This is a genomic window from Bacillus methanolicus PB1 (assembly GCF_000262755.1).
Lineage (GTDB): Bacteria > Bacillota > Bacilli > Bacillales > Cytobacillaceae > Bacillus_Z > Bacillus_Z methanolicus.
This window is the reverse complement of the sequence record NZ_AFEU01000003.1, coordinates 224,637-249,994: the sequence shown is the minus strand read 5'-3', so window position 1 is coordinate 249,994 and position 25,358 is coordinate 224,637. Positions and strand designations below refer to the sequence as shown.

Here is a 25,358-nt window from a genome sequence, read left to right as displayed (position 1 = left end):
GCAACTATGAAAAAACTATTTCTATCATTTTTCCTTTTGCTTTCAATTGGCATTCTAGCAGCATGCGGTGCCGGAAAGGAAAATTCATCAGGAGACACTGAGCGGAGTGAAACAAAACAAATCACTTTCGGTGCAACATCAGGTCCATACAGTGATATGGTCAATAAAGCCATTAAACCAATTCTGGAACAAAAAGGATATAAAGTGAAAGTCGTTGAATTCAGCGACTATATTCAGCCAAACCTTGCACTTTCGAAAGGTGATCTTGATGCAAACCTTTTCCAGCACAAAATCTACATGGAAACATTTGCAAAAGAGCATAATCTTGACCTTTCTGAAGTTATTGTCGTGCCTACTGCACCTATGGGCATCTTTTCAAAGAAATTCTTTTCTCTTGATGAAGTTACGGACGGCGCTTCCATTGCAATCCCAAATGATCCGACGAATGCGGCACGCGCTTTCTTAATCTTACAGGATGCAGGACTAATTACTCTTGACTCAAATGCCAACCCGTTAACGGTATCTGAGAAGGATGTAAAAGAAAACGTTAAAAATTTGAAATTTAAGCCGCTTGAAGCTGCCCAGCTTCCGCGCGCTGTCGACAGCGTTGATCTTTCAGCAGTACCAGGGAACTTTGCCTTAGCAGCAAAAATGGATCTTTTAGACGCACTTAAACTGGAAAACATGCCTGACCAATATCGCAACCGCGTCGTTATTAATACAAAAGACAAAGACGCCCAGTTTGTAAAAGATATAAAAGAAGCTGTTGAGTCAGAAGCATTTGAAAAAGTAATTGATGAACAATTTAAAGGTTTCGGCAAACCGGAGTGGATGAAAAACCGCTAAATCATCTAATCATTAATAATTCAAATCTATCGGGAAAAACATTTCCAAGAAAAAAATGAAAAAGCTGAGGCTGTCTCATAAGGGTCTGACCCCATGTGCATTTATCGATATATAACACATTTATGCAATCTTATGTCTTATATATTATGTTATGGGGTCTGACCCTTAGGCTTTTGAGACAGCCTCAGCTTTTCTAATTTTCCGGCTATCCTTTCCGGATGGGAATACACATTAAAACTGTTGCCGCGGATGAATCCGACAGCCGTAATGTTTAAATCGTGTGCAAGCTTGATCGCAAGGTCTGTCGGTGCAGATTTCGACAAAATTATCCCAACACCGATTTTCGCTGCTTTCAGTAAAACCTCTGAGGAAATTCTTCCGCTAAAAGCGATAATTTTATCTTGAACCGGAACGCGGTTTTGAATGCAGTAGCCAAAGATTTTGTCCAGTGCGTTATGCCGTCCGATATCCGTTCTTGCAATGAGCATTTCAGTTTCGGAGCAAAGAGCGGCATTATGAACTCCTCCCGTATTTCTAAATACAGTACTACTATTATGAAGTGCTTTCATAAGCGATATGCACTGATCTGGTTTAATCTTCTTTTTCGAAGTTGAAGTTTTAGCTGTTCGTGCATCATTGTGATAATAAAACTGCCGGCTTTTCCCGCAGCATGAGCCGATAAATCGTTTCGAGTAGAATTGCTGGCTTGTCGTTACTTTTACATCTAAATCCACGTAAGCAAATCCTTTGCTGTCATCAATCTGAAGCCGGACAATTTCATTTTCTGATCGAATGACTCCTTCAGAAGCCAAAAAACCAATGACAAGTTCATCCAAATGTGTCGGGGTACAAACCATTGTTGCAAATTCTTCGCCATTTAAAATAATGGTAAATGGAAATTCCGTGACTATTTCATCTAATTGCTCACGAAAAATTCCATTTTCAAACTTCAAAATATAGTTTCTATAGCTGATTTGGTGCTCCATACTAAATTCACCATCCCACTCAAACCGAATTACTCAAAATATTAGCATAGTATGAAAAAATCGCAATAGTAAAAATTTTTAGAAAAACTTGTGCAAACAATAAAAAAATGATACGATTTTAAAAAATTCATAAATTTGTAATAATTTTTAATACGTTTTTGTTGACGCTTAACAATTACTTTTTTTGTTTTCATGTACTTTTAATACATGGCATCGCTGCTGTCCGCATTTGCCGTCAATCGAATCCGGTACTGTTATCCCGGCCAGTTTGACGTTTTTTTATTATCCTAATATTTTTTATGCGGAGGATTGGATATGGGAAAAACACAACATACTGGACCTATTAAATTGGATAAACGGCCTCGGCCATCATTATGGGCAAGCCTTGCACCTATGGGCCTCGGAAAAGTTAAGCCGCATCACATACGCGATACAATGAAAGCCGTCTGGGAAAACAAAGATAAATTGCCGTATGCTTATCGGATCATAACCCAAGGTGTTTGCGACGGTTGTGCACTTGGTGTATCCGGGTTATATGACCGGACGCTCACCGGCCCCCACATTTGTACGACACGTCTGAATGTTCTCCGTTTAAACACGATGCCGGCAATTGATCCGGAATGGCTCGAAGATGTAGAAAAAATGAAGGAACTTGACAGTACACAGCTTCGTAAACTTGGGAGGATTCCTTATCCTCTTTCAAGAAAGAAAGGAGAAAAGAAGTTTACGAGAATTTCATGGGACGAGGCATTGAACCGTATCGCAGAGAAAATCAAAAAAATTGATCCGAAACAACTGGCGTTTTACTTGACGGCAAGAGGAATTACAAATGAAGTATATTATACTGCAGCGAAAACCGCCCGTTTTCTCGGTACGAACAACATTGATAACGCTTCGCGCATTTGCCATTCTCCAAGTAAAACTGCACTGAAACGTTCCCTTGGAATTGGGGCATCAAGCTGCAGCTATAAAGATTGGATTGGAACCGATGTCCTTGTTTTCTGGGGCTCCGTTGCCGCTAATAGCCAGCCTGTCTCAACAAAATATATGTATGCAGCGAAAAAAGCAGGGACAAAAATTATTACAATCAATCCGTATCGCGAGCCGGCAATGGAGAAATACTGGATCCCATCAATACCGGAAAGTGCGCTGTTTGGGACAAAAATTGTTGATGACGTTTTTCAAGTGAACATCGGCGGAGACATCGCCTTCATGAACGGTGTGATGAAACACTGGTTTGAAATGGAGGAAAAGACTCCAGGATCTGCAATTGACCACCGCTTTGTCAGGGAGCATACGAACGGCTTTGATGAACTGAAGGCATATATAAAAAAGCAGGACTGGGCTTTGTTAGAACAATCTTCCGGTTTAACAAAAGAACGAATGTATGAATTCGCAAAATTGCTTGCCGACTCGAAAACCGGTGTTTTTGTATGGAGTATGGGATTAACGCAGCACCGCTTTGCAACCGATAACATCTCGCAAGTAGCGAACCTCGCAATGCTTCGCGGCTTTATTGGCAGAGAACATTGCGGTTTAATGCCGATCCGCGGCCACAGCAGTGTGCAAGGTTCAGGAGAAATGGGTGCCGATCCTTTCGTTTTGCCCGGCAGTGATTTTGATGAACTGAATGCCCGGCGGATGGAAGAAATCTGGGGATTTAAGATTCCGAGATGGCAGGGGGATACAGTCGGACAAACGATCGAAAATATTATGCTTCCGGAGGGGCATGAGCGGAACGTAAAAGTGTTCTATACAAGCGGCGGGAACTTTCTTGAAACGATGCCGAATCCTAAATTCATTAAAGAAGCTCTGGAAAATGTTGAAATGCGTGTTCATCAGGATATTATTTTTAATACGTCAACATTACTTGATGCAAAAGAAGAAGTCATTATTCTTCCGGCAATGACCCGGTATGAGCAGCCTGGCGGAGGAACATCTACGAGTACCGAGAGAATGGTTTACTTCAGTCCGGAAATTGAGGGACCAAGAATAGAAGAAGCACGACCGGAATGGGAAATTTATGTCGATCTTGCTTCACGTGTATACCCTGAGAAAAAGGAACTTATTTTTTTTAGCAGTGCACAGGAGATTCGCAACGAAATCGCTGTTGCCAACAGAAATTATGATGGCATCCAGCATTTAAAAAACCGGGGAGATTTTTTTCAATGGGGAGGCGCTTGGCTGTGCGAAGGCGGAGTTTGTCCGACTGAGGATGGCAAAGGAAACCTTATCCCTATTGAAATTCCTGAACTTCGAAAAGCCGAGGGGCATTTTTTTGTTACGTCCCGCAGGGGAAAACAATTCAACTCGATGATTTACAGTGAAACAGACCCGTTTAATGGAGCCGACCGCTATGATGTTGCTATGAATGCAGATGACGCAAAAAAACTTGGAATTCGTGAAGGAGATCCCATCGTCGTATACAATAAATTTGGAACTTTTCAGGGCCGTGCAAAATTTGAGAGTGTGAAGCAAGGAAATATTGCAGTATACTGGCCGGAAGGAAATGTTTTGCTGCCAAAAGGGATCTATGAAGAACATGCAAAAATTCCTGATTACAATACAAGTGTGATCGTTGAAAAAGCAGAAACGTTTCACGCCCAAAAGGACAAAAAATATGTAGAAAAAAGAATAGAAGAGTTGGAAACGTCGATCGAATAACAAATTGTTGCGGGTCAAGAATACTAACTGAAGTTATACAGTTTTTGGACCGCTTTATTTACGGGTTTACTCTTAAATTATTAAAAAAATCAAAAAGGGGAGAGGAATTCTCCCCTTTTGGCAGCCGAGCAGCCATTTTTTAAGATTTTAGAATATCATGGTCAACGTAGCGCTCACCATTCAGTTCACTGATCACATTAATCGCAACCTTTGCTCCGTCACCTGCAGTAATAATCGTGTGAACACTTACACCTGCGCAAGTACCGGCTGCCCAGATCCCTTCAACATTTGTTTTGCCTGCTGCATCTGCATCAATCACTTTTTTGATTCTCGGTTCTGTACCTTCCTTTGTAGTAACCCCTGCTTTTTCGGCTAGCTCAACAGATAATCCAGTCGCAAGAATAATATGCTTCGTTTCAAATTGGCCATTTTCTGTTTTAATGGTAAATCCACTGTTGCTTTTTTCAATATTTAACGCTTTACTTTCAACTAACTCTGCTCCAAATTTTTGCGCCTGTTTTTTTCCAAGTTCAACAAGGTCAGGACCCGTGATTTCCATAACACCATAATGGTTTTCGATCCACGCTTTTTTTGTAATGCTCTGGCCATTATCAATAAGCAGCGTATGTTTTCCTGCCTTCGCGGCAAAAAGGGCAGCGCTTGCCCCGGCCGGTCCAGCTCCGACTACAGCAATATCAAACATGACAAAACCATCCTCCTTTGATCGACTTTACATATTTTAGTAAAACATGTTTGGGCAATATTCTCAAATATTTTGCTTCACAAATGTAAAGGGCCAGACCCCTCCAAGGAGGGGGACAGACCCTTTTCATAAAATATATGTCTAATAACTTACCATTCTTTCGTCTTTTCCAGAAGTTGATCAATTTCAATTTCAATCAATTTGAAAGAATAAGCGTCTTCTTCTATATTAATGGTAGCTTCTAATATTTGGTCTATATCAGTATTTACCAACATCATTTCGAACATCCTTCCTTACATTATCTTTAGATTATCTATCATAACGTTCGTAATGATGAATAGATTTATGAGGGTAAAGCTTGTATTATATTTGAGCAGTCTTAACCTTTGTTTTTCATCAAGAAATATAAAAACCAAACAGCATGGTTTTGCTCATCGGCAGAAGCCCTCCGAAAAACAATATAGGCTTTGTAAAGGAAAGTAATTAGGTAATTGCTTAAAATTTTTGCCATTGTGAGTCATAAAAGGAGGACGAATCGAATGAAAATAGGTTTAGTTCGGCATTTTAAGGTGATACGTGGGTATCCTGAGAAAAAAATCATTTCACAAAAAGAGCTTTTTCAATGGATAGAAGAATACGAAACATCCGATATTGAGGATGGAACAGTGGATTTAGGCGGTATCGAATGGACAAAGTGTTATTCCAGTGATGTCCATCGGGCTGTAAAAACAGCACAGCAAATATTTTCAGGTGAGATTGTCAAAATGAAAGAATTGCGAGAAATTCCTATGTACCCTCTTTTCAATAGAAATATGAAACTGCCTTTTCTTATGTGGGCCATTCTCGTAAGGACAGCATGGCTTATTAACCATAAATCACAGCTGGAAACGAAGTATGATGTTGAAAAGAGAATTAATTCAGTACTTGATCTAATAATGCAAAGTCAAAATGAAAATATCTTGATTGTAGGACATGGCGCCTTTTTGATGATGATGAGCAAGGAGCTTTTAAAAAGAGGTTTTATAGGGAAAAAAATAACAAGACCTGAAAATGGAAAACTTTATATCTTTGAAAAAATTTAAGAAACCTTCTGCAACTAATGTAAGAATGTTCTTTAATAAAAAGCGAAAAATTGAGTATAAGGTTAAAACTGACACCAAGTAAAAATGATTTGGTCCGATAAATGATTTACTTTTTGCAAAAATGATGATTATAATAAGTTCATGTTCTAATGCAAAAAGATAAAGGTGGTTTAATGAAGGAATTTATTTTTTCAATATTATATTGGCTCGCAGATCTTGGATACATAGGAATAGCACTCGGCTTGATGATCGAAATTATACCTAGTGAAATCGTTCTCGGATACGGCGGATACATGATCTCCCAAGGTACAATCAATTTCGTCGGTGCTGTCATTGCAGGTACAATCGGCGGTACTTTAGCCCAATTATTTTTATACTGGGCCGGTTATTATGGAGGAAGACCATTTTTAGAAAAGTACGGAAAATTTATATTCATACACAAAAAACATCTCGATGTTGCCGAAGATTGGTTTAAGAAATATGGAAATGGGGTCATATTTACCGCAAGATTTATCCCTGTCGCAAGGCATGCGATTTCCATACCTGCGGGAATAGCGAAAATGCCTGCTAGCAAGTTTATTATTTATACAGTTGCAGCCATTATCCCATGGACCATTTTCTTTTTATATTTAGGGCTTATACTTGGTGAAAATTGGGCAGAAATTAAGAAAGTTGCCGGTCCGTATATTTTGCCAATGGTTGTTATTGCTACTGTATTGGCAGTTATTTATTTTCTAATAAATCAAAAAAGAAAAAGCTCATAAAGTTAGCTGCTTTTCCACTTTTGAACATTTGCACGGGGGTTTTACCCTCTGTGTTTTTTTGGAATAAAAAAAAGGCTTTGCTCAATGAACGTTTGAGCCAAAGCCTTTTTGAAACTGAGATTAAGAAACTTCTTTCAAATAAGCTTTTCCTTCTTGTATATTATATTGTTTTTCCCATTTGGAGATGATAACAGCAGCAAGGGAATTTCCAACGACATTTACTGCGGTTCGGGCCATATCCAGTATGCGGTCAATTCCCGCAATAAACGCGAGACCTTCGACCGGTATTCCTACCGTTCCGAGCGTTGCAAGAAGCACGACAAAAGATACGCCCGGTACACCGGCAATTCCTTTCGATGTCACCATAAGAACAAACAGCAAGGAAAGTTGCTGAGCGATGGAGAGATCAATCCCGTACATTTGGGCAATAAATAAAGCGGCAATTGCCTGATAGAGGGTTGAACCGTCCAGGTTGAAAGAATAGCCGGTTGGAATAACAAAAGAGGTAATCGCTTTTGGACATCCAAACCGTTCCATTTTTTCTATAATTTTAGGTAAAACTGTTTCAGAGCTTGCTGTTGAATAGGCAAGTATCAATTCATCTTTTAAAATACGGAACAACTTGAATATATTAATACCGAATAATCTTGCAGTTAAACCTAAAACAATGACGACAAAAAAGAACATCGTTCCATATACGAGAAGAACTAGCTTGCTTAAAGGGATTAATGAACTAACCCCAAACTTCGATACAGTAACCCCGATTAATGCAAAAACACCAAATGGAGCGAATTTCATTACAAGATTGGTAACATTAAACATGGCTTCCGAGGTTCCCTGAAAGAAGCGAAGTACCGGTTTTCCTCTATCGCCGATGGCTGCAACGCCAAGTCCGAATAAAACAGAAAAGAAAATAATTGCAAGCATGTCGCCTTTGACAATTGATTCAAATATATTAGATGGGACAATATTGACAAATGTATCAACAAAACTATGACTTTTTACTTCTTCTGTTGTGTGTAAGTAAGAGTCAATATTTCCTTTCTCCAAAGCATTCATAATAATACCGTCGCCAGGTCGAAATATATTGGCAGCAAGCAGCCCCACAACGATGGCAATTGTCGTAATAATCTCAAAATAAAGAATGGTTTTTCCGCCAAGCTTACCGAGTTTTTTTATATCTCCGACACCTGCTACTCCTACTACAATGCTTGAAATAACAATTGGAATTACAATCATTTTAATTAATCTTATAAATATATCGCCAATCGGCTGTAAATAGGTTTGTACTTGCGGATTACCGTAAAAAATGGCGCCAACAGCAATCCCAGAAATAAGTCCGATTAGTATTTGCCATGCCAATCCGAGTTTTTTCAATATATTCACCCTTTCTGTTTAAAAGCTACAAGAATCGACAAAAAAATCCACATTTTATATATTAATGTGGTGTTAAAAGCTTGTCAATTTTTAAAATATATTAAAATAATATATTTTAAAAATTGTGTATTGAGAAAAAATTTGATAAAATTCTTGCTGAAAACCAATATTTAATTGTAGTAAAACTCTTGTAAAATATTTTAATAAGATGATAGTTTGGCAGTAAGAAAGTTAGTCTCAATTCATTATATGAACTATTTTAATATAGTAAATATTACTTAAAAAATTTGGGAACGAACATAAATTTTGTAGTATAATGGGGAAAAAGAAAAAATTGGAGAGGTTTTTCTGGCGATAACGGTACCAGAAACAATTCGGTCAACAGCAACTGCCGGAGAAAAATTATTATTTTCGTACATTAAAGCCATTTACAAAAATATGCACCTTTTTATTTTTTAAATTATAAAAAAGAGATTTGTTTACATAATATTATTATTTTAAATTTAATCTATTAATTTAAGTAAAAGGAAAAAGCTGCCTCTTTTTGGCAGCCTTTTTAAAATTTGATCACAGAACGGCGCTTTTTATCTTGTAGTAAAGGGGAATCTCGCTCTGAATTATAATCAAGAGAAGGTTATGGGCTTTCATTAGAATAAATTGAAAATGTCGGCGTTAACCCGATTTTTCTTACCCAATAATAGATAAAATCGAACAGCCGATAGCACCAGTCAAGACAACAACCCATGGCGGAACCTTCCAATAAGCTAACATACTGAATAAAACGGCGACCAAAGAAAAATCAATAGGAGCAAGAATAGAACTGGTCCAAATAGGCTCATAAAAGGCGGCAATCAGAATGCCTACGACTGCGGCATTAACACCCATTAATGCACCTTTCATTTTTGGATTTTGCCGTAATTGATCCCAATAAGGAAGTGTTCCTGCTATTAATAAAAAGGCAGGCAGAAAAATGGCGATTGTCGCGACCAAGCCGCCTTGCCATCCGTCTGCTGCTGCGCCGATGTAAGCAGCAAAAGTAAACAGTGGTCCCGGAACTGCCTGCGCTGCTCCGTACCCGGCAAGGAATGATTCTTCGCTTAAAAATCCGGTAGGTACAAATTCACGTTCCAGTAAAGGCAAAACAACATGACCCCCGCCAAACACAAGTGAACCGGAGCGATAAAAACTGTCAAACATTGCGAGCCAATGAAAAGGTGACAGCTCTCTTATTACAGGGAGGATGATTAAAAGTGCAAAAAACAAAATTAAGCAACTGGCAGCAAAGCCTTTTGAAATTGGAACATTTATTTTCGAATACTCTGTTTCTTTTTCAGATTTGAATAATAGAAGTCCAACAAGTCCTGCGACAATAATAATTCCAACCTGCGTCAATGTTGATTGCCACATCAAGCTGGCCACAACGGCAAACAGAGCAATTGTTTTGCGTTGTAAATCAGGTGTCAGTTTTTGCGCCATGCCGAATATTGCATGAGCCACAACCGCCACAGCTACAATTTTTAGACCGTGGATCCATCCGGCACTCCCGATATCATAGTTTTTTATAAGAAGTGCAAAGAGAATGAGTACTATAACAGAAGGAAAAGTAAAACCCAAAAATGCGAGTAGGCCGCCAAATAATCCACCCCGCATGATACCAATTCCAATCCCAACCTGGCTGCTCGCCGGACCCGGCAAAAACTGGCATAATGCAACTAAATCCGCGTATGTTTTTTCATCCATCCATTTTCTTTTTCGGATATACTCCTCATGAAAATATCCTAAATGGGCAATTGGCCCGCCGAAAGAAGTCATCCCTAACTTTGTTGAAACAAGCAAAATTTCCAATAACGTTTTGAATCTATTATTATGTGTATCTTTTGCCAAGAACAATCCTCCAATCTAATCTTTACCTATTACAGCAATAGGATAACAAACTATAAAAGGAAATGATCCATATTTACAAAAAATTAAAATTTAACTGCAATACTGAATCAGAAAGAGTTATTCCATAAATTACAGAAAATTTCTTAAATAATTGATGTAAATAGATAAATGCAATATATTTGTTTTATATGGTCATAAGGCAGTGTCACGCTAAAGTTTTAATTCCCTTATGGATTGTGAGGTGAAGCCGTTTGCGTCCCATTATATTAGGAATTTGTGCGGCTTTCTTTTTTGCGTTTACATTTGTTCTTAATCGGGCAATGGATCTCTCAGGCGGGAGCTGGATATGGAGTGCTTCACTCCGATATTTTTTTATGGTTCCACTGCTTTTGTTTATCGTTGGATGGAGAAAAGGCTTATTAACTCTTTTTCGAGAAATGAAAAAAGAATTTCATAACTGGCTTTTATGGAGTTTTATCGGCTTTGTGCTGTTTTATGCTCCTTTATGTTTTGCATCTGCTTATGGGCCCGGCTGGCTGATTGCAGGTACTTGGCAAATTACTATTATTTCCGGTTCTCTCCTTGTCCCAATTTTCTACGAAACGATTCAAACGGAAAAAGGTTTGATCAGGATAAGAGGTCAAATTCCATATAAAGGCCTTGTAATGTCATTCATTATTTTAATCGGCGTTGCCATTATGCAATTAGAACATGCCACCAAACTTTCCGTCAAAGATGCTGTTTTATGTGTCATACCGATATTAATCGCTTCATTTGCTTACCCGTTGGGAAACAGAAAAATGATGGAAGTTTGTAATGGCAAATTGGACGCATATCAAAGGGTTTTAGGAATGACGATTGCAAGCCTGCCATTTTGGTTTTTCTTGTCGATTTTCGGCTATTTTATTGTAGGTCTGCCAAGTAAAGAACAGGTTGCCCAATCCGGATTAGTTGCCATATTTTCAGGTGTTTTCGCTACAGTTTTATTTTTTGCTGCTACGGATCTCGTAAAAGGGAATATGAAAAAATTAGGAGCTGTTGAAGCGACTCAATCGATGGAGGTTCTTTTTGCTGTTGCCGGTGAGATTATCATTCTATCAGCTCCGCTTCCTTCAGCTGTCTCGCTTTTCGGAATGATGCTAGTTATTATTGGGATGGTTCTGCATAGCTGGATTTCGGCAAGAAAGGAAAGCATAAAAAGTGATGCTGTCAGTGCTTGAACAAAAAGAATTTAATTAGTCCGTATAAAAACATCCACAAGCTCTGCTAATTTAAGCAGGGCTGTTTTTTATTTGAAAAAATTTTTTAAAAATTTTTATAAACATGTAGTCATTTGGAAAGGAATGTTATATAATCTAACTGTATTAATACTCATAGTACACTTAATACAGATAGGAGGGGAGTTATGTTCGAAATCGATCTAAGGAGCCGGAAACCTATTTATGAACAGCTCGTGGATAAATTTAAAGAGTTGATCATAAATGAAGTGTTAAAGCCTGATGAACAGCTGCCGTCAGTCAGGACGTTAGCCCAGCAATTAATGATAAACCCAAACACAATTCAAAGGGCATACCGGGAACTGGAAAGCCAGAATTATATTTACTCTGTGAAAGGGAAAGGAAGCTTCGTGAACCCTTCAAGTCATATACAAAACACAGAAAAGATTAAAAGTATAAAAAAAGAACTTATGAAACTAATAACGGAAGCACTGTATTTAGGAATAACATCAAATGAACTCTATTCAATGATAAAAGAAATTGAAACTTCGACAGGAGGAGGGAAATCCTCATGATTCAATTAAAAAATGTATCGAAATCATTTGAAGGCACAGATGCTATTCATCGTGTCTATATCACTGTACAGAAAGGATCCATATACGGTTTGCTAGGTTCAAACGGAGCCGGAAAAACGACAATCTTAAAAATTTTGGCCGGTATCATGAAACAGAATCATGGCCAAGTCTTGATCAAAGATGAACCTGTATTTGAAAATCCATCGATTAAAGAGAGAGTATTTTTCATTCCGGATTATCCTTACTTTTTCCATCAATACACAGTTAAACAAATGGCCGATTTTTATAAAAGCATATACAGACATTGGAGCGAAAGCCGTTTTTCCGAGTTGGCTAATGTTTTCGAAATGGACATTAATAAAAAAATCCATAAATTTTCAAAAGGAGTTCAGCGACAGATTGCTTTTTGGCTGGCGCTTTCGACAATGCCGGAAATTCTTATCCTTGATGAACCAATGGACGGGCTTGATCCGGTTATCCGAAAAAAGGTTAAAAGCTTGATCATACAGGATGTAGCTGACCGGGAAATGACAGTCTTAATTTCTTCCCATAATTTACGGGAAGTGGAGGACATTTGTGACCATGTCGGGATTCTTCACAAAGGTTCGCTGCTTCTTGAAAAAGAGCTGGATGATTTAAAAACAGATATACACAAAATACAAATTGCGTTCAAGAATGATGTTCCTAAAGGATTGTTCCGTGATATCAGCGTCTTACATAAAGAAAAACGGGGAAGCGTCCTGTTATGTATTGTGAGAGGAAGTGAAGAAGACATCGTCTCTCATATTGAAAAGTTCAGTCCGGTAATATTTGATTTGCTTCCTCTTACACTTGAAGAAATCTTTATTTATGAAATGGGGGATGCGGGCTATGCAATCAAAAATATCTTGGTTTAATAGAGAACTAGTTTTTCAAATTTTAAGAAGTGTCGGCTGGATAGGAATTGTTTACTTCTTGGCACTATTCTTTGCCCTTCCACTTAAAATTTTTATGAGAGCGAGCAATGACGAATTTTTGAGTTACGCAAAGGTTAAAAATTTATTTGAATTCTATTTCGATATCCAATTAATCTTAATGATTGTTTTACCAGTACTGCTGGCTGTATTTTTATTCCGCTTTTTACAAGTAAAGCAGGCGGCAGACTTGGTTCATAGTTTGCCATTAAAAAGGGAAAAGATTTACCACCATTACGCCCTTACAGGAGCCATTTTATTATTGTTGCCTGTTGTCTTGACGTCGGTTGTTCTACTCATTATACAAAAGGTTATGGGTTTGGAACATTTATATGGATTGAAAGATATTACCTACTGGACTAGTGTAACGGTATTATTTAACTTTGTTTTTTATACAGCAGGAATTTTTGTCGGGATGTTTACCGGGATTTCCGCCGTGCAGGGAGTGCTGACATATATCTTTTTACTGTTTCCTGCAGGAATATCCGTGTTGCTTGTTTTTAACTTGAAATACTTACTGTTTGGTTTTCCGACAGAATATTTTCTTACCAGACTAAGTGAAAAAATTTCGCCGTTAATAATTGCGATAAATGTAAATTACATGCATTTGGGCACACGCACTGTTTCCGTATTAATAGCAATTATCATTCTTCTTTATTGGCTTTCATTATTTGTATATAAAAAGCGAAAACTTGAAGCTGCCTCCCAGGCGATCGCTTTTCGAAAGCTAGTTCCAATTTTTAAATACGGAACAACAGCGTGCTTTATGCTGCTGGGAGGATTGTATTTCGGAATGATGCAGCACCATTTCGGCTGGGTTTGGTTCGGTTATGCTGCTGGTTCGATCTTTGGATATTTTATTGCAGAAATGGTGTTGCAAAAATCGTGGAGAGTTTTTGGTAACATCAAAGGATATTTCTTTTATGCAGCTACAGCCGCTCTAATAATTGCTGTCTTCCAACTTGATTTTACGAATTATGAGAAGGCGGTTCCTGAACTTGAAGAGATCGAGCGAGTTCATTTTAGTCCGTTTGTCTATCAGTATACAGATAAAAACCACCATTCCCAATTTTATTTAAAAGACCGATCAAATTTGAACGCTGTCCGAACTCTCCATGAACAAATAACGAAGAATCGAAAAAGGATCGCAGATAACAACACGACCGAACCAATTTTTATTGTGTATGAATTGAAAAATGGTGATAAACTCATACGCCAATACGAAATCGTAAAAGAAGACTACTCGGCGTATTTGAAACCGATCATGGAATCTGAAGAATATAAAATGGCAACGTATGAGTTATTACGATTAGATGAAAATGACGCAGATAAAATAACAATCATGCCGAGAGGACCAGTTAATAAACGTGCTGTTATAACAGATCCTGCTGACTTGAATGAAGCGATAAGGATCCTACAAAAAGAAATAGTCCAAGAATCATATGAAGAAATCAATTCAAGCAAGGAAGCCTTTTCCGATATAGAGATTCTTCTGCAAGACAATAAGAGGATCCATGTTGAGTGGAAGCCATCCTATCAAGATTTTGAAAAATGGCTTCGAGACAAAGGATTGTTCGAGAATGCCAGAATCATGCCTGATGAAATATCTCACATTCTCGTGATAAAGCAGAAAGATCTACCAGATAGCTATAATATGGAAACTGAAGAACTTTTACGAAAATTGGAAAGAAAAGGTGAAGCATTGAGGATCACCGATAAAAAACAAATAGAAGAGTGCATCAAAAATACGAGTATGGACGAAGGGGAATATGTAGCAGCCTTCTTTTATGAAAACGAACAGTTTCCAGAAATCCACCATATATATGATGAACAGGTGCCTGTAGTTATCAAAGAATTTTTCGAAAAATAATAGCCTAAACGCAATAAGAAGGTGAAATAAAAGTGGTGCAGCAAAATTGATTTTCACGAAATATATGAACGGTTTTATAAACGGCTGTTTCATGTGGTGTATCCTATCATAAGAGACCGATTTCTTGCCGAAGATGTCATACACGAAACTTTTTTAAAAGCGTACAAAAAGAAAGATACAATTCTTGATGAACAAATTATTGGGGCATGGCTGTCGTCAATCGCTTTCAGAACAGCCAGCCATTGATCTGATTCGAAAAGAAACGAAAAGAATTGTGATGGAAGATATTGCTGTTGAAAAAGAATACAATAAATCAGTCTCGCTTGGTAATGTAGAGCAAGAAGTTGAAATAAGTAAAAAATTCTAAATTAAAGAAAAATAACCCCCATTTTGTTAACAAAAATGGTATCATTAGGTATATAAAGAAGAGGGGTTATCAATGGGAAAAAAGAAGAAAAAAGTGTTCGTGCAATTCAGGATGAATCTATTATTCTTTGTTGTTTTTTTACTATTTTCAATGCTTATTGTCCGGCTTGGTGTTGTACAAATCGTCTATGGGAATGACTACAAAAGAGAAATTGAGAGAACGGTAGATGTTACCGTAAGCCATCCGGTCCCCCGCGGAAAAATGTTTGACCGCACCGGCAAAATCGTTGTTGATAATACTCCAAAAAATGCAATTATCTTTATTAACGAAGGCTATGACCAGGATAAAATGATGACCATTGCCAAAAAACTGTCAACTCTAATCGAAATGAAAGATGACAAAATCCCTGAGAGAGACAAAAAAGACTATTGGATTATTAACAATCCTAAAAGAGCTGATAAAAAAATAACGGCAAAAGAATGGAAACTTTATAAGAACAAAAAGCTTACGGACAAACAAATTTATCAATTAAAGCTTGAGAGGATTACTGAAAAGGAACTTGGCGAATTAACGAAAAAAGATCTGGAGATTCTTGCGATTTACCGGAAATTTAACAGCGGTTATGCGTTTACTCCTCAAATCGTTAAAAATGAAAAAGTCACTGACGAGGAAATCGCAAGAGTGAATGAAAATCTGAAATATTTGCCGGGAGTTGATACGATTACAGATTGGGATCGATCTTACACTTTTGGCGATACACTTAAAACCGTTCTAGGAAACATTACGACTTCCGAGGAAGGCCTTCCGAAAGAACAGCTTGATTATTACTTATCAAGAGGCTACAACCGCAATGACCGGGTAGGAAAAAGTTACCTCGAAATGCAATATGAGGACGTACTTCACGGACAGAAGAAAAAAGTAAAAAACATTACTGACAAAGCTGGAAATCTATTGAAATCAGAAATTATCTCGGAAGGTAAGCCGGGAAATGACCTTGTTTTGACAATAGATATGGATTTGCAGATTGCAGTTGAAAAGATCATCGAAGACGAACTTTTAAGAGCAAGATCGAAGCCAAGAACCGGATTGTTGGACCGGGCGTTTGTCGTCTTAATGAATCCGAATACGGGTGAAGTGCTCACAATGGCAGGAAAAGTTTTTGCCAGAGATGAAAAGACAGGTGAACGAATTATTCAAGATTACGCATTAGGGAATATTTCTTCATCCTACAATGTCGGGTCTGCGGTAAAAGGTGCAACGGTGTTAACAGGCTATAAAACGGGGGCTATCCGCCCATGGTCAACCTTCTATGACTCTCCTTTGTATATTAAAGACACACCTGAAAAAAGTTCATGGAGAAACTTTAACGCATACCTTAATGATATACGGGCACTCAGAGTTTCCTCAAACGTCTATATGTTTAAGACAGCGATTGAAATCGGCAAGGGAACATATATACCGAACCAGCCGCTAATTTTAAAAAATAAGGAAGCATTTAAAACAATTAGAGATTCATTCAGCGAATTCGGACTTGGAGTGCGAACAGGGATTGACCTTCCGAAAGAACAAATAGGCTATAAAGGGCCGCAAACCAATCCCGGATTTTTGCTTGATCTTGTAATCGGACAGTATGATACGTATACACCAATGCAGCTTGCCCAATATGTGTCCACGATCGCCAATGGCGGTTATAGGATAAAGCCCCATCTTGTGAAAGAAATTCGCCAACCATCCGTGAACGATGAACTTGGGCCGTTAGTAACCGAAATTCATCCTGCTGTATTAAATAGGCTCGACTTAAAGGTCGACTGGTTAAGCCAAGTGAAAGAAGGCTTTCGCCAGGTTATGCAGCATAGTGAAGGAACAGCTTATAGAAGATTCGGAGATGCACCATATTCTCCTGCAGGGAAAACCGGAACCGCCCAAGCCTTTTACGATGGTCCCCATCGAAAAAATTATAACCTGCCGCCTGAAGTGATGAATTTAAGCTTGGTTGCATATGCACCACATGACAATCCGGAAATTGCGATGGCTGTTGTCGTTCCTTGGGCATATCAGGGCAATTCGGGACATACCGCAAATTATGAAATTGGACGAAGAGTGCTGGATACGTATTTTGAGTTGAAAAAACAGCGTTCAAAACAATAAGCAATACAAGGTAGTGTTATGAGATTGAAACATTTCCATTTATTATTAAGAACATTAATAATTGACAAAACGATCAAATTCACTTATATTAAAATTTAACTAATTGAATATTTATTTTATTCTTATCCAGAGAGGTGGAGGGACTTGGCCCATTGAAACCTCGGCAACAGACTCCCATTGAGCACTGTGCCAATTCCAACAAGCAAAATTTTTGCTTGAAAGATAAGAAGAGCGGATGGTAATCATTCAACCCCTTCTTGTCGTTGGAAGTAAACGATAAGAAGGGGTTTTTTAATTTTATAAATCCGATAAATATTATAGGTTTAATTAGAAAAAAGAAAGGAGAACGCTGATGAATCTAGACCGTTTTCAACATATCGAAGAGAAAAAGGAGAAAATAATTGATTTTCTTATCCTTTCCGGTGTTTATAAAAAAGGGAATTTTCAACTATTTGAACTTACATTGCGTGAGCTTGAAGAAGAGTACGAAAAGTTAACAGAAAACAAACCGAGCGATTAGGAATTCTTTGATTTTTGTTACGTCTTTTCCGGTTTTGCTTACTGTGAACTGGAAGCCCAATAACACAAATGAAAGAAAAGGAGAGACAGCAAATGGGAACATATGTAAAGATACCATGGAAACAACATTATTTAGCGGCTACGATTGATTTTCCATCTAAGTATGAAAGATCAAATGAGGAAGTTGTTTATCCATTAGTTATTATTTGTCATGGATTTACGAGCAGCCGTATTGGGGTAGACCGTCTATTTGTGAAAACGGCACAGGAATTAACATTGGACGGATTTGTTGTAGTAAGATTCGACTATGAAGGATGCGGAGAGAGTTCGGGCGTTTATGGAAATAGTGGATTGGATGAATTAATTGAACAAACAAAAGCTGTTATTGATTTTGGAATTAAATTGAAAAATATTGACCGCAAGCAAATTGTGCTTTTAGGTCACAGTCTTGGCGGTGCAACTGCTCTCCTGACTGCAGTCGAAGATAGCCGGGTAAACAAACTTATTCTCTGGTCAGCTGTAGCCCATCCATACGAGGACATTCGAAAAATCGTCGGCAGAGAGAAAGTGGCAAACTTGAAAAAAGTTTCAGCAATAGACCATTTAGGATATTCATTAACATCGAAATTTTTTCATTCGCTTGAAAAATATCATCCACTCATCGCTGCACGAAATTTTTCAAAAGATGTCTTGCTTATTCATGGTACAAACGACAAAGAAATTCCGGCAAAATACAGCGCTGATTATGAACAAGTTTTTCTTAGAAGAGAAACAGGAACTTGTACAAGAAAGGAAGTAATCGGAGCCAATCATACGTTTTCAAGTGGAGAATATTTTCAAGACCTAATATCGAAAACACGTGAATGGATCACAAAAAGTGTTAACATTACTGTCAAAACCTAACTAAAAACAAGAACATGATCTGAAAAAGAATTAATCAATTAGCAATTCTTTGAAAACAAAAATTGACGAACCTAATCGGAAGTGGTAATCTTAGCACAACAGATTTTTTCTCAGTATATTACGGACGCTATTCTTTATTAGCGGACTAGATGGATGTAGCTTCTTAGGTCATTTAAGTATTTCTGAAAGATTTCTAGTTAACTGTTTCTGAAGGTATCGTATGAAAAGCTTTTCTCTTTTCGGAGAAAAGGCTTTTACATAAATAACAACTCCATAATGAAGGAATCAGGTTCCTTGAATCAACAGCATTCAAGGATTAAAAGGGAAGTTCGGTGAAAATCCGACACGGTCCCGCCACTGTAAGAGAGGAGTCAGCACAACGAATTGCCACTGGTCCTTAAGGATTGGGAAGGTGTGGTGCTGATGATGAGACTTAAGTCAGGAGACCTGCCTGGTTCAACAACACTGCTGGACCTACGGGAGATAGGGAGGTGTCAAAAATTTGATCATGGGTAGAATTGATCGTCTACTCCTGCTTATTTAGGCATTTCTAACTTTCTATTTGGTCGTTAGAGATGCCTTTTTATTTTTGTGTTTTTATATCTAAATAGGAGGTATGGAGATGAGTGGAATCAAAAGCAGTCAGTTAGGTTATCCACGATTAGGGGAAAGGCGTGAATGGAAAAAGACTCTAGAAGCATTTTGGGCAGGCAAAATAGAAGAATCCGACTTTCTTGATCAAATGGAGCAGATCCGTCTTTCCCATTTACAAAAACAAAAAGAGAAAGGAATCGATCTCATTCCAGTCGGTGATTTTTCATTTTATGATCATATGTTGGATATGGCTGTTATGTTTGGGATGATACCTGAACGTTTCAACTATAAAGGTGGAGTCGTTCCATTTCAAACATATTTTTCAATGGCGAGAGGGAATCAGACAGCAGTAGCATGTGAAATGACAAAATGGTTTAACACGAATTATCACTACATTGTTCCCGAGTATGAAGGAGCAAAACTAACCTTGACAGAAAACAAACCACTTAACGCCTATCGAGAGGCAAAAGAAAAGTTGGGAATTGAAGGAAAACCTGTTCTTGTTGGACCTTATACGTTTATCAAACTTTCTAAAGGGTATTTATGTACGCAATTACCTGCTTTTATTTTGCAACTGGTTCCATTGTATGTGCAAATTTTACAAGAATTAGAGAAGGAAGGAGTCGAATGGGTCCAATTGGATGAACCAATCCTCGTTACTTCAATCACAAAGGAAGAGATGGAAACGGTCGCTTACATTTATAAACAGCTTCACGAAGCAGCTCCAAAACTTCGTATCATGCTGCAAACTTATTTTGATTCTGTCGAATGGTATTCAGAGTTGATGAAGCTGCCTGTACAAGGAATTGGATTAGATTTTGTTCATGGTTTGGAAGAGAATCTGCAAAATCTTAAAACGGTCGGATTCCCTCATGATAAAATACTTGGTGTTGGACTTGTCGACGGACGGAACGTATGGCGTTCTAATTTACATGAAAAATTAGAGTTAGTAAAAACGATCTCGAATATTATCCCACAAGATCGATTATGGCTTCAACCATCCTGCAGCTTATTACATGTTCCTGTTACAACAAAACATGAAACGAAGCTAGAACTCGAAATTAAAAATGCATTAGCTTTTGCTGATGAAAAATTAGATGAGATTATATCCTTAGTCAAAAGGTTTCACTATGGAGAAAGCTGTGTTGACGAGGAATTTTCCAACAGCGAGACAATTCTCAAACAATTGGCCCGGTCCCAAGGAAGAAATCGTTCTGAAGTACATCGGTCTGTCAATCAAATCCAAGCACATCATTTTCATCGAAATTTACCTTTTAAAGAGCGATACGAGAAACAACAATCATTGTTCGATCTTCCTTTATTGCCAACTACAACAATAGGAAGCTTTCCGCAAACCTCAGAAGTTCGACAAGCTAGACAGAAGTGGAAAAAAGGCGAATGGACGTCAGAAAGCTATGATAAGTTTATCAAAGAACAAATAAAAAAATGGATTAATATTCAGAAAGAGATTGGACTCGATGTCTTTGTCCATGGAGAATTTGAACGGACAGACATGGTGGAGTTTTTTGGAGAAAAGTTAGGAGGATTTGCTTTTACACAGAATGGCTGGGTACAATCATACGGCTCACGTTGTGTTAAACCTCCAATTATCTACGGTGATGTTGAGTTTCTTGAGTCCATGACTGTAAAGGAAAGTGTATATGCCCAATCATTAACAAATAAGCCTGTGAAAGGAATGATTACGGGTCCGGTAACCATCTTAAACTGGTCATTCGTTCGCGACGACTTATCAAGGCAGCAAATCGCCTACCAAATTGCTCTTGCTTTACGAAAAGAAGTGGAAGCGTTAGAGGCTGCCGGAATCAAGATGATTCAAGTAGACGAACCAGCACTCGGTGAAGGATTGCCCCTTAAAAAAGCCGCTTGGAATGACTATTTAGACTGGGCTGTTAAGGCATTTCGCTTAACGACTTCTTCGGTGAAAGATACGACACAAATTCATACTCATATGTGCTACTGCGAGTTCCATGATTTTATTGACTCTATAAGCGATTTGGATGCGGATGTGATTTCCATTGAAACATCGCGCAGTCATGGGGAATTGGTTTCTTCGTTCACAGATCATTCGTATTACAAAGGAATCGGACTTGGAGTATATGATATACACAGTCCTCGAATTCCATCTATTGAGGAAATCACAAGCATTATCGAACGAGGGTTGCAAGTGCTTGAACCGACTCTGTTTTGGATTAACCCGGATTGTGGATTAAAAACACGAGGCGTTGAAGAAACAATCGCTTCTCTGAAAAATATGGTTGCCGCAGCTGCGATCGCCCGCAAGAAATTAATAGCTGTACATTAATGGAAACATTAAATAAATTAGTTGAAAATGGAAATCCGTTTATCCTTACTTGAGGTCGATCAAATATAATTACAAAAACCCGAACATCTGTCCTTAATGTGGCAGAAAATCGGGTTTTTGGTAATGTAAGAACATGCTTGTTCTTTTTTCGGTTCCATTCAATTACAATAAAAAATAAATAGTATTATATATTAATAGAAGGAAGAGGTTTAAGAATGGAAATAACTTTAAGAGGGCATCATCTTTTATGTGTGCACGGATTCCGCGGAATGGGCTACAGCCCTGAATTTGTAGAAAAAATGGCTGGTATCGTAAAAGATATAAGAAATGAAGAGAAAGATTTTAATATAAAAGTAGTAGCGGCTTTAGATGATGCATGTATGGCGTGTCCCCATCGAGGGATGATAAAATGTGAAGCTGACGAAAATTCAAATGAACACGTTCTTTCCATGGATGAAAAAGTCATCCGTCATTTAGGGTTAGAGAAGAATATAAGCTATTCTAAAACAATGTTAGTTTTGTTAACAGCCTCAAAAGTACAACCTGATGACTTGGATTATTTATGTAAAAGATGTTCGTGGCTTCCTTACGGGGTTTGCAAAGAAGGGATAAAAGAACTAAAGGAAAAAATAAATCGCAATTAAGATTATGAAAGGTATATTTGGCTTGTTTTTTCCAAATATAGTATAAACTAAAGATATAATTTACAGAAGGAGTTTCACATCATGGAAAATTCAAAGCGCTGCAGAGATTCATTTGTTGTTAGAACAAGTATCGTCTTGCCTCCGGATACAAATAGTTATGGAACAATGTTCGGGGGTAAACTAATGGCCTACATTGATGACATCGCAGCAATTTCTGCTATGCGCCATGCCCGTAAGCCCGTAGTAACAGCTTCTACAGATTCCGTCGACTTTTTGCATCCTATATATGAAGGAAATTCTGTCTGTTTGGAGGCGTTTGTCACATATACAGGACAAACATCCATGGAGGTGTTTGTAAAAGTGATTGCCGAAGATTTGTTAACAGGTGAGCGAAATGTATGTGCACTATCTTTTTTAACTTTTGTTGCCATTGATGTCAACGGTGCACCTTCTCCTGTTCCACAAATTATACCTGAAACAGAGGAGGAAAAGAACTTATTCAATACTGCGAAAGAAAGAGCTGAATTACGAAAAAAACGGAAAAAAGAAAGTGAAATCCTGGCCAAACGGTTCGGAACCGACTTGCCGTGGTAAAAATTCCTTATAAAAAAAATAAAGAGTAAGAACCCTCCAATACAACCATATAGTCATGGTTAGAGGAGGTCAGACCCTTTATATCAAACCATCAACAATTCATTCGAAGTATTATGATTTTTTCCCAAAACGATCGATTCTACTTCCCAGCCTTCAAGCGTTTCTTTTTTCAGCAATGCTTCAACAAGGTGATTAAATACTTTGCGTTTTGTGCGTATCAAAGCTTCCGCTTTTTCTAATGCTTCGTCAAAAAGAGCCTGCATTTTTGCTTCTTTTTCCGTCTTATTAAATGTTAATGTAAAACCATCCTGAAGGAGCCCGGTGTCAACCATTTGCTCAAGGATTTGTTTTGCTTGCTGAACATCACCGCTGACTCCGATGCTATGTTCCCCAAGAATGATTCTTTCAGCAACGCCTCCGGCAAGGATCATTGCAACTTGATCGATCAGCTCACTTGTTGTTGATAAATGGAGTTCTTTCGGAATAGGTGCGACATAACCGAGAGCTTGGCCGCGCGGAATAATCGTTGCTTTTCTGACTGAACCAGGTTTAGTTACAGCCGCGACAAGAGCGTGCCCGGCTTCATGAATAGCTACCCTTCGTTTCGTGGCAGGATCATGAAGATTGCGGGAAGTGCTGCCGAGAATGATCCGGTCGAGCGCATAATCAAGGTCACTTTTTTGAATTACATCCTGCCCGTTACGAAGAGCTCTTCTGCTGGCTGTCTCAAAAAGTGACTGAATTTCTGCACCGGAAAAGCCTGATGTGCTTTCCGAAAGTTCGTCCAAACAAGCGGCTGCATCTACTGCAAGAGGCTTTCCTTTTAAATGAATGTCAATGATTTCTCTTCTTCCTTTCCGATCCGGCAGAGGAACATGGAAAGAAAAATCAATCCGGCCGGGGCGTAAAAATGCTTCATCAAGCATATCCTTCCGGTTTGTTGCTGCAATAAATAAGATCCCGTCATTGGAATGGCCGCCATCAAGCTGTACAAGAAGTTCTGTAAGAGTTTTTTCAGCTTCTTCACCGCCATATTGTTTACGTTTTCCTGCCAGGGCATCTACTTCGTCAATAAAAATAACTGCGGGGGTTTGTTTTCTGGCATTCTGAAATAAACTGCGGACACGGGACGCTCCGACTCCGACAAATAATTCGTTAAACGCTGAACCGCTTGTAGAGAAGAAATTGGCTCCAAGTTCATGTGCGATGGCCTGCGCAAGAAGGGTCTTGCCCGTACCGGGCGGCCCGTATAGCAAAATTCCTTTCGGTGCATTCAACCCCATTTTTTTCGACTGTTCAGGATTTTTAAGAATAGACAAAGTTTGTAAAATTTCTTCCTTCATTTCTTCCGGCAGTCCGCCTACATCATTGAGAGTGATGTCAGGAAGCGACTTTGCTTTCGAAACGCTGTTTTTCATTGAATTTGTAATACCAATTCCGCCCTTTGACTTTTTTTGAATTAAGAGTGCCGATGCTATAAGCACTAAAACGATTCCGCCGAATAACCATTTTCCGTACTGGCTGTTATTGGAGTAAGAATAATGAACATTATATGTTTCCACAAGCTTTGCTGCCATTTCACTGCCGGGAGGTATGTGGGTAACGTACAAACCGTCTTTTGTCGAAACATAGATCGTTCCATCACTCTGTTCATTCAATTTAACAGGTTTTCCGTTTTGTTTTTGGAGGATATGTTCCAGTGATGAAAAAGGGATCACTGTTTCGCTGCTTCTATTTACCATTAACAAGATGGAACTTGAAATTAAAATAACAATTGACGCAATCAGCGGAATAAACTTTGCAATCTTTTTTGACCGTAATTTCAATTTGCGACAACTCCTTATTTAGACTTACTTCCATTATAAATAAGAAAGAAAGTCATTAATAGGTTAATAGAAGGAATAATAAGTGGTGGATTATGGAAAGAACGGGATTGTTTTTATAGAAAAAAGTACATAGTAAAAAAAAGAGGGAATCAAATGAAAAGGAGTGAACATATGTCCTATCATGAAGGATTTATTATTTCGGGGGAATACGATAAAGAAATGAAAGAGTTTGCTATCCAAAAAGTGAAAGAATTTCAAACACAATCGGTTGTGAATCAAAAACAAGTAAATAGCTTGTATCGATATTTAAAAAGCAATATTGATAAAGAAGAAGGACAAGTTGTTACGCTTTATGACCAAATGCCGGTAAAACTTTCACAAGAGGAAGTAAAGCAAATCATACTGGATCTTGAACATATAAAGTCACTATTTTAATTTGTGCTAATGCGGAAGTGTAAAAAATGGTCAGACCCCTTCCAATACAATAAAATGACAAACAGTCATTCATTATTGGAAGGG

Annotated in this window: 23 protein-coding genes and 2 riboswitches; of the genes, 17 read left to right on the top strand and 6 right to left on the bottom strand. The window is 38.2% G+C overall.

The genetic code is table 11. The features are described 5' to 3' along the window. The first annotated feature begins 6 nt into the window (after positions 1-6). Positions 7-846, top strand: a complete 840-nt coding sequence (locus tag PB1_RS11015; protein ID WP_004436522.1) for a MetQ/NlpA family ABC transporter substrate-binding protein — start codon at positions 7-9, stop codon at positions 844-846. 149 nt (positions 847-995) lie between these two features. On the opposite strand, the gene fdhD is transcribed toward PB1_RS11015, so the two are convergent. Beyond that, on the bottom strand, positions 996-1,832 hold the full coding sequence (gene fdhD, locus PB1_RS11010) for a formate dehydrogenase accessory sulfurtransferase FdhD (protein ID WP_004436519.1): 837 nt from the start codon (positions 1,830-1,832) through the stop codon (positions 996-998). A 315-nt stretch (positions 1,833-2,147) separates the two neighbouring features. On the opposite strand from fdhD, the gene PB1_RS11005 reads away from it, so the two are divergent. Next, positions 2,148-4,496, top strand: a complete 2,349-nt coding sequence (locus PB1_RS11005; RefSeq protein ID WP_004436517.1) for an FdhF/YdeP family oxidoreductase — start codon at positions 2,148-2,150, stop codon at positions 4,494-4,496. Between the two features lie 139 nt (positions 4,497-4,635). Here PB1_RS11005 and PB1_RS11000 read toward each other — a convergent pair whose 3' ends face one another. Together PB1_RS11000 and PB1_RS18315 are read right to left on the bottom strand one after the other, a co-directional pair. After that, the gene (locus PB1_RS11000) at positions 4,636-5,199 is read right to left on the bottom strand and encodes an FAD-dependent oxidoreductase (protein ID WP_004436515.1); all 564 of its coding nucleotides are present in this window, start codon (positions 5,197-5,199) and stop codon (positions 4,636-4,638) included. A gap of 149 nt (positions 5,200-5,348) precedes the next feature. After that, positions 5,349-5,477, bottom strand: coding sequence for a hypothetical protein (locus PB1_RS18315; RefSeq protein ID WP_274413104.1), 129 nt, complete (start codon positions 5,475-5,477; stop codon positions 5,349-5,351). 261 nt (positions 5,478-5,738) lie between these two features. Between PB1_RS18315 and PB1_RS10995 the strand changes: the two genes are divergently transcribed. Continuing rightward, the gene (locus tag PB1_RS10995) at positions 5,739-6,281 is read left to right on the top strand and encodes a histidine phosphatase family protein (protein ID WP_004436511.1); all 543 of its coding nucleotides are present in this window, start codon (positions 5,739-5,741) and stop codon (positions 6,279-6,281) included. Between the two features lie 173 nt (positions 6,282-6,454). Next, on the top strand, positions 6,455-7,045 hold the full coding sequence (uptA, locus tag PB1_RS10990) for an undecaprenyl phosphate transporter UptA (protein WP_004436509.1): 591 nt from the start codon (positions 6,455-6,457) through the stop codon (positions 7,043-7,045). A gap of 120 nt (positions 7,046-7,165) precedes the next feature. Here the strand turns inward: uptA and gltP are convergent, their stop codons facing one another. After that, complete coding sequence (gltP, locus tag PB1_RS10985; RefSeq protein WP_004436507.1) at positions 7,166-8,422, bottom strand: glutamate/aspartate:proton symporter GltP; 1,257 nt, start codon at positions 8,420-8,422, stop codon at positions 7,166-7,168. Between the two features lie 687 nt (positions 8,423-9,109). After that, the gene (locus PB1_RS10980) at positions 9,110-10,306 is read right to left on the bottom strand and encodes a chromate transporter (RefSeq protein ID WP_004436503.1); all 1,197 of its coding nucleotides are present in this window, start codon (positions 10,304-10,306) and stop codon (positions 9,110-9,112) included. 251 nt (positions 10,307-10,557) lie between these two features. Between PB1_RS10980 and PB1_RS10975 the strand changes: the two genes are divergently transcribed. The 12 genes from PB1_RS10975 to PB1_RS10930 all read left to right on the top strand — a co-directional run bounded on the left by PB1_RS10975 (position 10,558) and on the right by PB1_RS10930 (position 23,013). Further along, positions 10,558-11,526, top strand: coding sequence for a DMT family transporter (locus tag PB1_RS10975; RefSeq protein ID WP_004436501.1), 969 nt, complete (start codon positions 10,558-10,560; stop codon positions 11,524-11,526). 185 nt (positions 11,527-11,711) lie between these two features. Further along, positions 11,712-12,098, top strand: coding sequence for a GntR family transcriptional regulator (locus tag PB1_RS10970; RefSeq protein WP_004436499.1), 387 nt, complete (start codon positions 11,712-11,714; stop codon positions 12,096-12,098). Continuing rightward, positions 12,095-12,994, top strand: a complete 900-nt coding sequence (locus tag PB1_RS10965) for an ABC transporter ATP-binding protein (protein ID WP_004436498.1) — start codon at positions 12,095-12,097, stop codon at positions 12,992-12,994. The genes PB1_RS10970 and PB1_RS10965 overlap by 4 nt, the downstream gene beginning before the upstream one ends. Next, positions 12,969-14,921, top strand: a complete 1,953-nt coding sequence (locus tag PB1_RS10960; RefSeq protein WP_004436496.1) for a DUF6449 domain-containing protein — start codon at positions 12,969-12,971, stop codon at positions 14,919-14,921. Before PB1_RS10965 ends, PB1_RS10960 begins: the two co-directional genes overlap by 26 nt. A gap of 93 nt (positions 14,922-15,014) precedes the next feature. Continuing rightward, entirely contained in the window at positions 15,015-15,167 is a 153-nt protein-coding gene (locus PB1_RS18135; RefSeq protein ID WP_337999023.1) for an RNA polymerase sigma factor, read from the top strand. Further along, a complete protein-coding gene (locus PB1_RS18130) occupies positions 15,109-15,288 on the top strand; it encodes a hypothetical protein (RefSeq protein WP_238533149.1) in 180 nt (59 codons plus the stop codon). Before PB1_RS18135 ends, PB1_RS18130 begins: the two co-directional genes overlap by 59 nt. Positions 15,289-15,360: 72 nt before the next feature. Continuing rightward, the gene (locus tag PB1_RS10950; RefSeq protein WP_004436493.1) at positions 15,361-17,436 is read left to right on the top strand and encodes a peptidoglycan D,D-transpeptidase FtsI family protein; all 2,076 of its coding nucleotides are present in this window, start codon (positions 15,361-15,363) and stop codon (positions 17,434-17,436) included. 119 nt (positions 17,437-17,555) lie between these two features. Continuing rightward, positions 17,556-17,665, top strand: a riboswitch (SAM riboswitch). A gap of 123 nt (positions 17,666-17,788) precedes the next feature. Further along, positions 17,789-17,956 (top strand): Fur-regulated basic protein FbpA, encoded by a 168-nt coding sequence (fbpA, locus tag PB1_RS17035; RefSeq protein WP_004436492.1) that lies wholly within the window; start codon positions 17,789-17,791, stop codon positions 17,954-17,956. A 92-nt stretch (positions 17,957-18,048) separates the two neighbouring features. After that, positions 18,049-18,858, top strand: a complete 810-nt coding sequence (locus PB1_RS10945; RefSeq protein WP_004436491.1) for an alpha/beta hydrolase family protein — start codon at positions 18,049-18,051, stop codon at positions 18,856-18,858. A 270-nt stretch (positions 18,859-19,128) separates the two neighbouring features. Further along, a riboswitch (cobalamin riboswitch) is annotated at positions 19,129-19,327 on the top strand. Between the two features lie 153 nt (positions 19,328-19,480). Then, positions 19,481-21,775 (top strand): 5-methyltetrahydropteroyltriglutamate--homocysteine S-methyltransferase, encoded by a 2,295-nt coding sequence (gene metE / locus PB1_RS10940; RefSeq protein WP_004436489.1) that lies wholly within the window; start codon positions 19,481-19,483, stop codon positions 21,773-21,775. Between the two features lie 215 nt (positions 21,776-21,990). Continuing rightward, positions 21,991-22,419: a DUF1284 domain-containing protein gene (locus PB1_RS10935; protein ID WP_004436488.1), complete on the top strand. Its 429-nt coding sequence runs from the start codon at positions 21,991-21,993 to the stop codon at positions 22,417-22,419. Between the two features lie 81 nt (positions 22,420-22,500). Then, positions 22,501-23,013 carry an acyl-CoA thioesterase gene (locus PB1_RS10930; protein WP_004436487.1) on the top strand — a complete coding sequence of 171 codons (513 nt, stop codon included), beginning with the start codon at positions 22,501-22,503 and terminating at the stop codon, positions 23,011-23,013. An 83-nt stretch (positions 23,014-23,096) separates the two neighbouring features. Here the strand turns inward: PB1_RS10930 and PB1_RS10925 are convergent, their stop codons facing one another. Then, positions 23,097-24,839 (bottom strand): AAA family ATPase, encoded by a 1,743-nt coding sequence (locus PB1_RS10925; protein WP_004436486.1) that lies wholly within the window; start codon positions 24,837-24,839, stop codon positions 23,097-23,099. A 153-nt stretch (positions 24,840-24,992) separates the two neighbouring features. Between PB1_RS10925 and PB1_RS10920 the strand changes: the two genes are divergently transcribed. Beyond that, a complete protein-coding gene (locus PB1_RS10920) occupies positions 24,993-25,274 on the top strand; it encodes a hypothetical protein (protein ID WP_238533129.1) in 282 nt (93 codons plus the stop codon). Positions 25,275-25,358: the final 84 nt, after the last annotated feature.

Coding starts and splice junctions, on each gene's coding strand:
- PB1_RS10960 (WP_004436496.1), top strand. CDS start 12,969: ATGCAATCAAAAATATCTTGGTTTAATAGAGAACTAGTTTTTCAAATT.
- PB1_RS11000 (WP_004436515.1), bottom strand. CDS start 5,199: ATGTTTGATATTGCTGTAGTCGGAGCTGGACCGGCCGGGGCAAGCGCT.
- metE (WP_004436489.1), top strand. CDS start 19,481: ATGAGTGGAATCAAAAGCAGTCAGTTAGGTTATCCACGATTAGGGGAA.
- PB1_RS18315 (WP_274413104.1), bottom strand. CDS start 5,477: ATGATGTTGGTAAATACTGATATAGACCAAATATTAGAAGCTACCATT.
- PB1_RS10950 (WP_004436493.1), top strand. CDS start 15,361: ATGGGAAAAAAGAAGAAAAAAGTGTTCGTGCAATTCAGGATGAATCTA.
- PB1_RS10945 (WP_004436491.1), top strand. CDS start 18,049: ATGGGAACATATGTAAAGATACCATGGAAACAACATTATTTAGCGGCT.
- PB1_RS10965 (WP_004436498.1), top strand. CDS start 12,095: ATGATTCAATTAAAAAATGTATCGAAATCATTTGAAGGCACAGATGCT.
- PB1_RS10995 (WP_004436511.1), top strand. CDS start 5,739: ATGAAAATAGGTTTAGTTCGGCATTTTAAGGTGATACGTGGGTATCCT.
- PB1_RS18130 (WP_238533149.1), top strand. CDS start 15,109: ATGAACAAATTATTGGGGCATGGCTGTCGTCAATCGCTTTCAGAACAG.
- fbpA (WP_004436492.1), top strand. CDS start 17,789: ATGAATCTAGACCGTTTTCAACATATCGAAGAGAAAAAGGAGAAAATA.
- PB1_RS11015 (WP_004436522.1), top strand. CDS start 7: ATGAAAAAACTATTTCTATCATTTTTCCTTTTGCTTTCAATTGGCATT.
- PB1_RS11005 (WP_004436517.1), top strand. CDS start 2,148: ATGGGAAAAACACAACATACTGGACCTATTAAATTGGATAAACGGCCT.
- fdhD (WP_004436519.1), bottom strand. CDS start 1,832: ATGGAGCACCAAATCAGCTATAGAAACTATATTTTGAAGTTTGAAAAT.
- PB1_RS10920 (WP_238533129.1), top strand. CDS start 24,993: ATGAAAAGGAGTGAACATATGTCCTATCATGAAGGATTTATTATTTCG.
- uptA (WP_004436509.1), top strand. CDS start 6,455: ATGAAGGAATTTATTTTTTCAATATTATATTGGCTCGCAGATCTTGGA.
- PB1_RS10930 (WP_004436487.1), top strand. CDS start 22,501: ATGGAAAATTCAAAGCGCTGCAGAGATTCATTTGTTGTTAGAACAAGT.
- PB1_RS10935 (WP_004436488.1), top strand. CDS start 21,991: ATGGAAATAACTTTAAGAGGGCATCATCTTTTATGTGTGCACGGATTC.
- PB1_RS10970 (WP_004436499.1), top strand. CDS start 11,712: ATGTTCGAAATCGATCTAAGGAGCCGGAAACCTATTTATGAACAGCTC.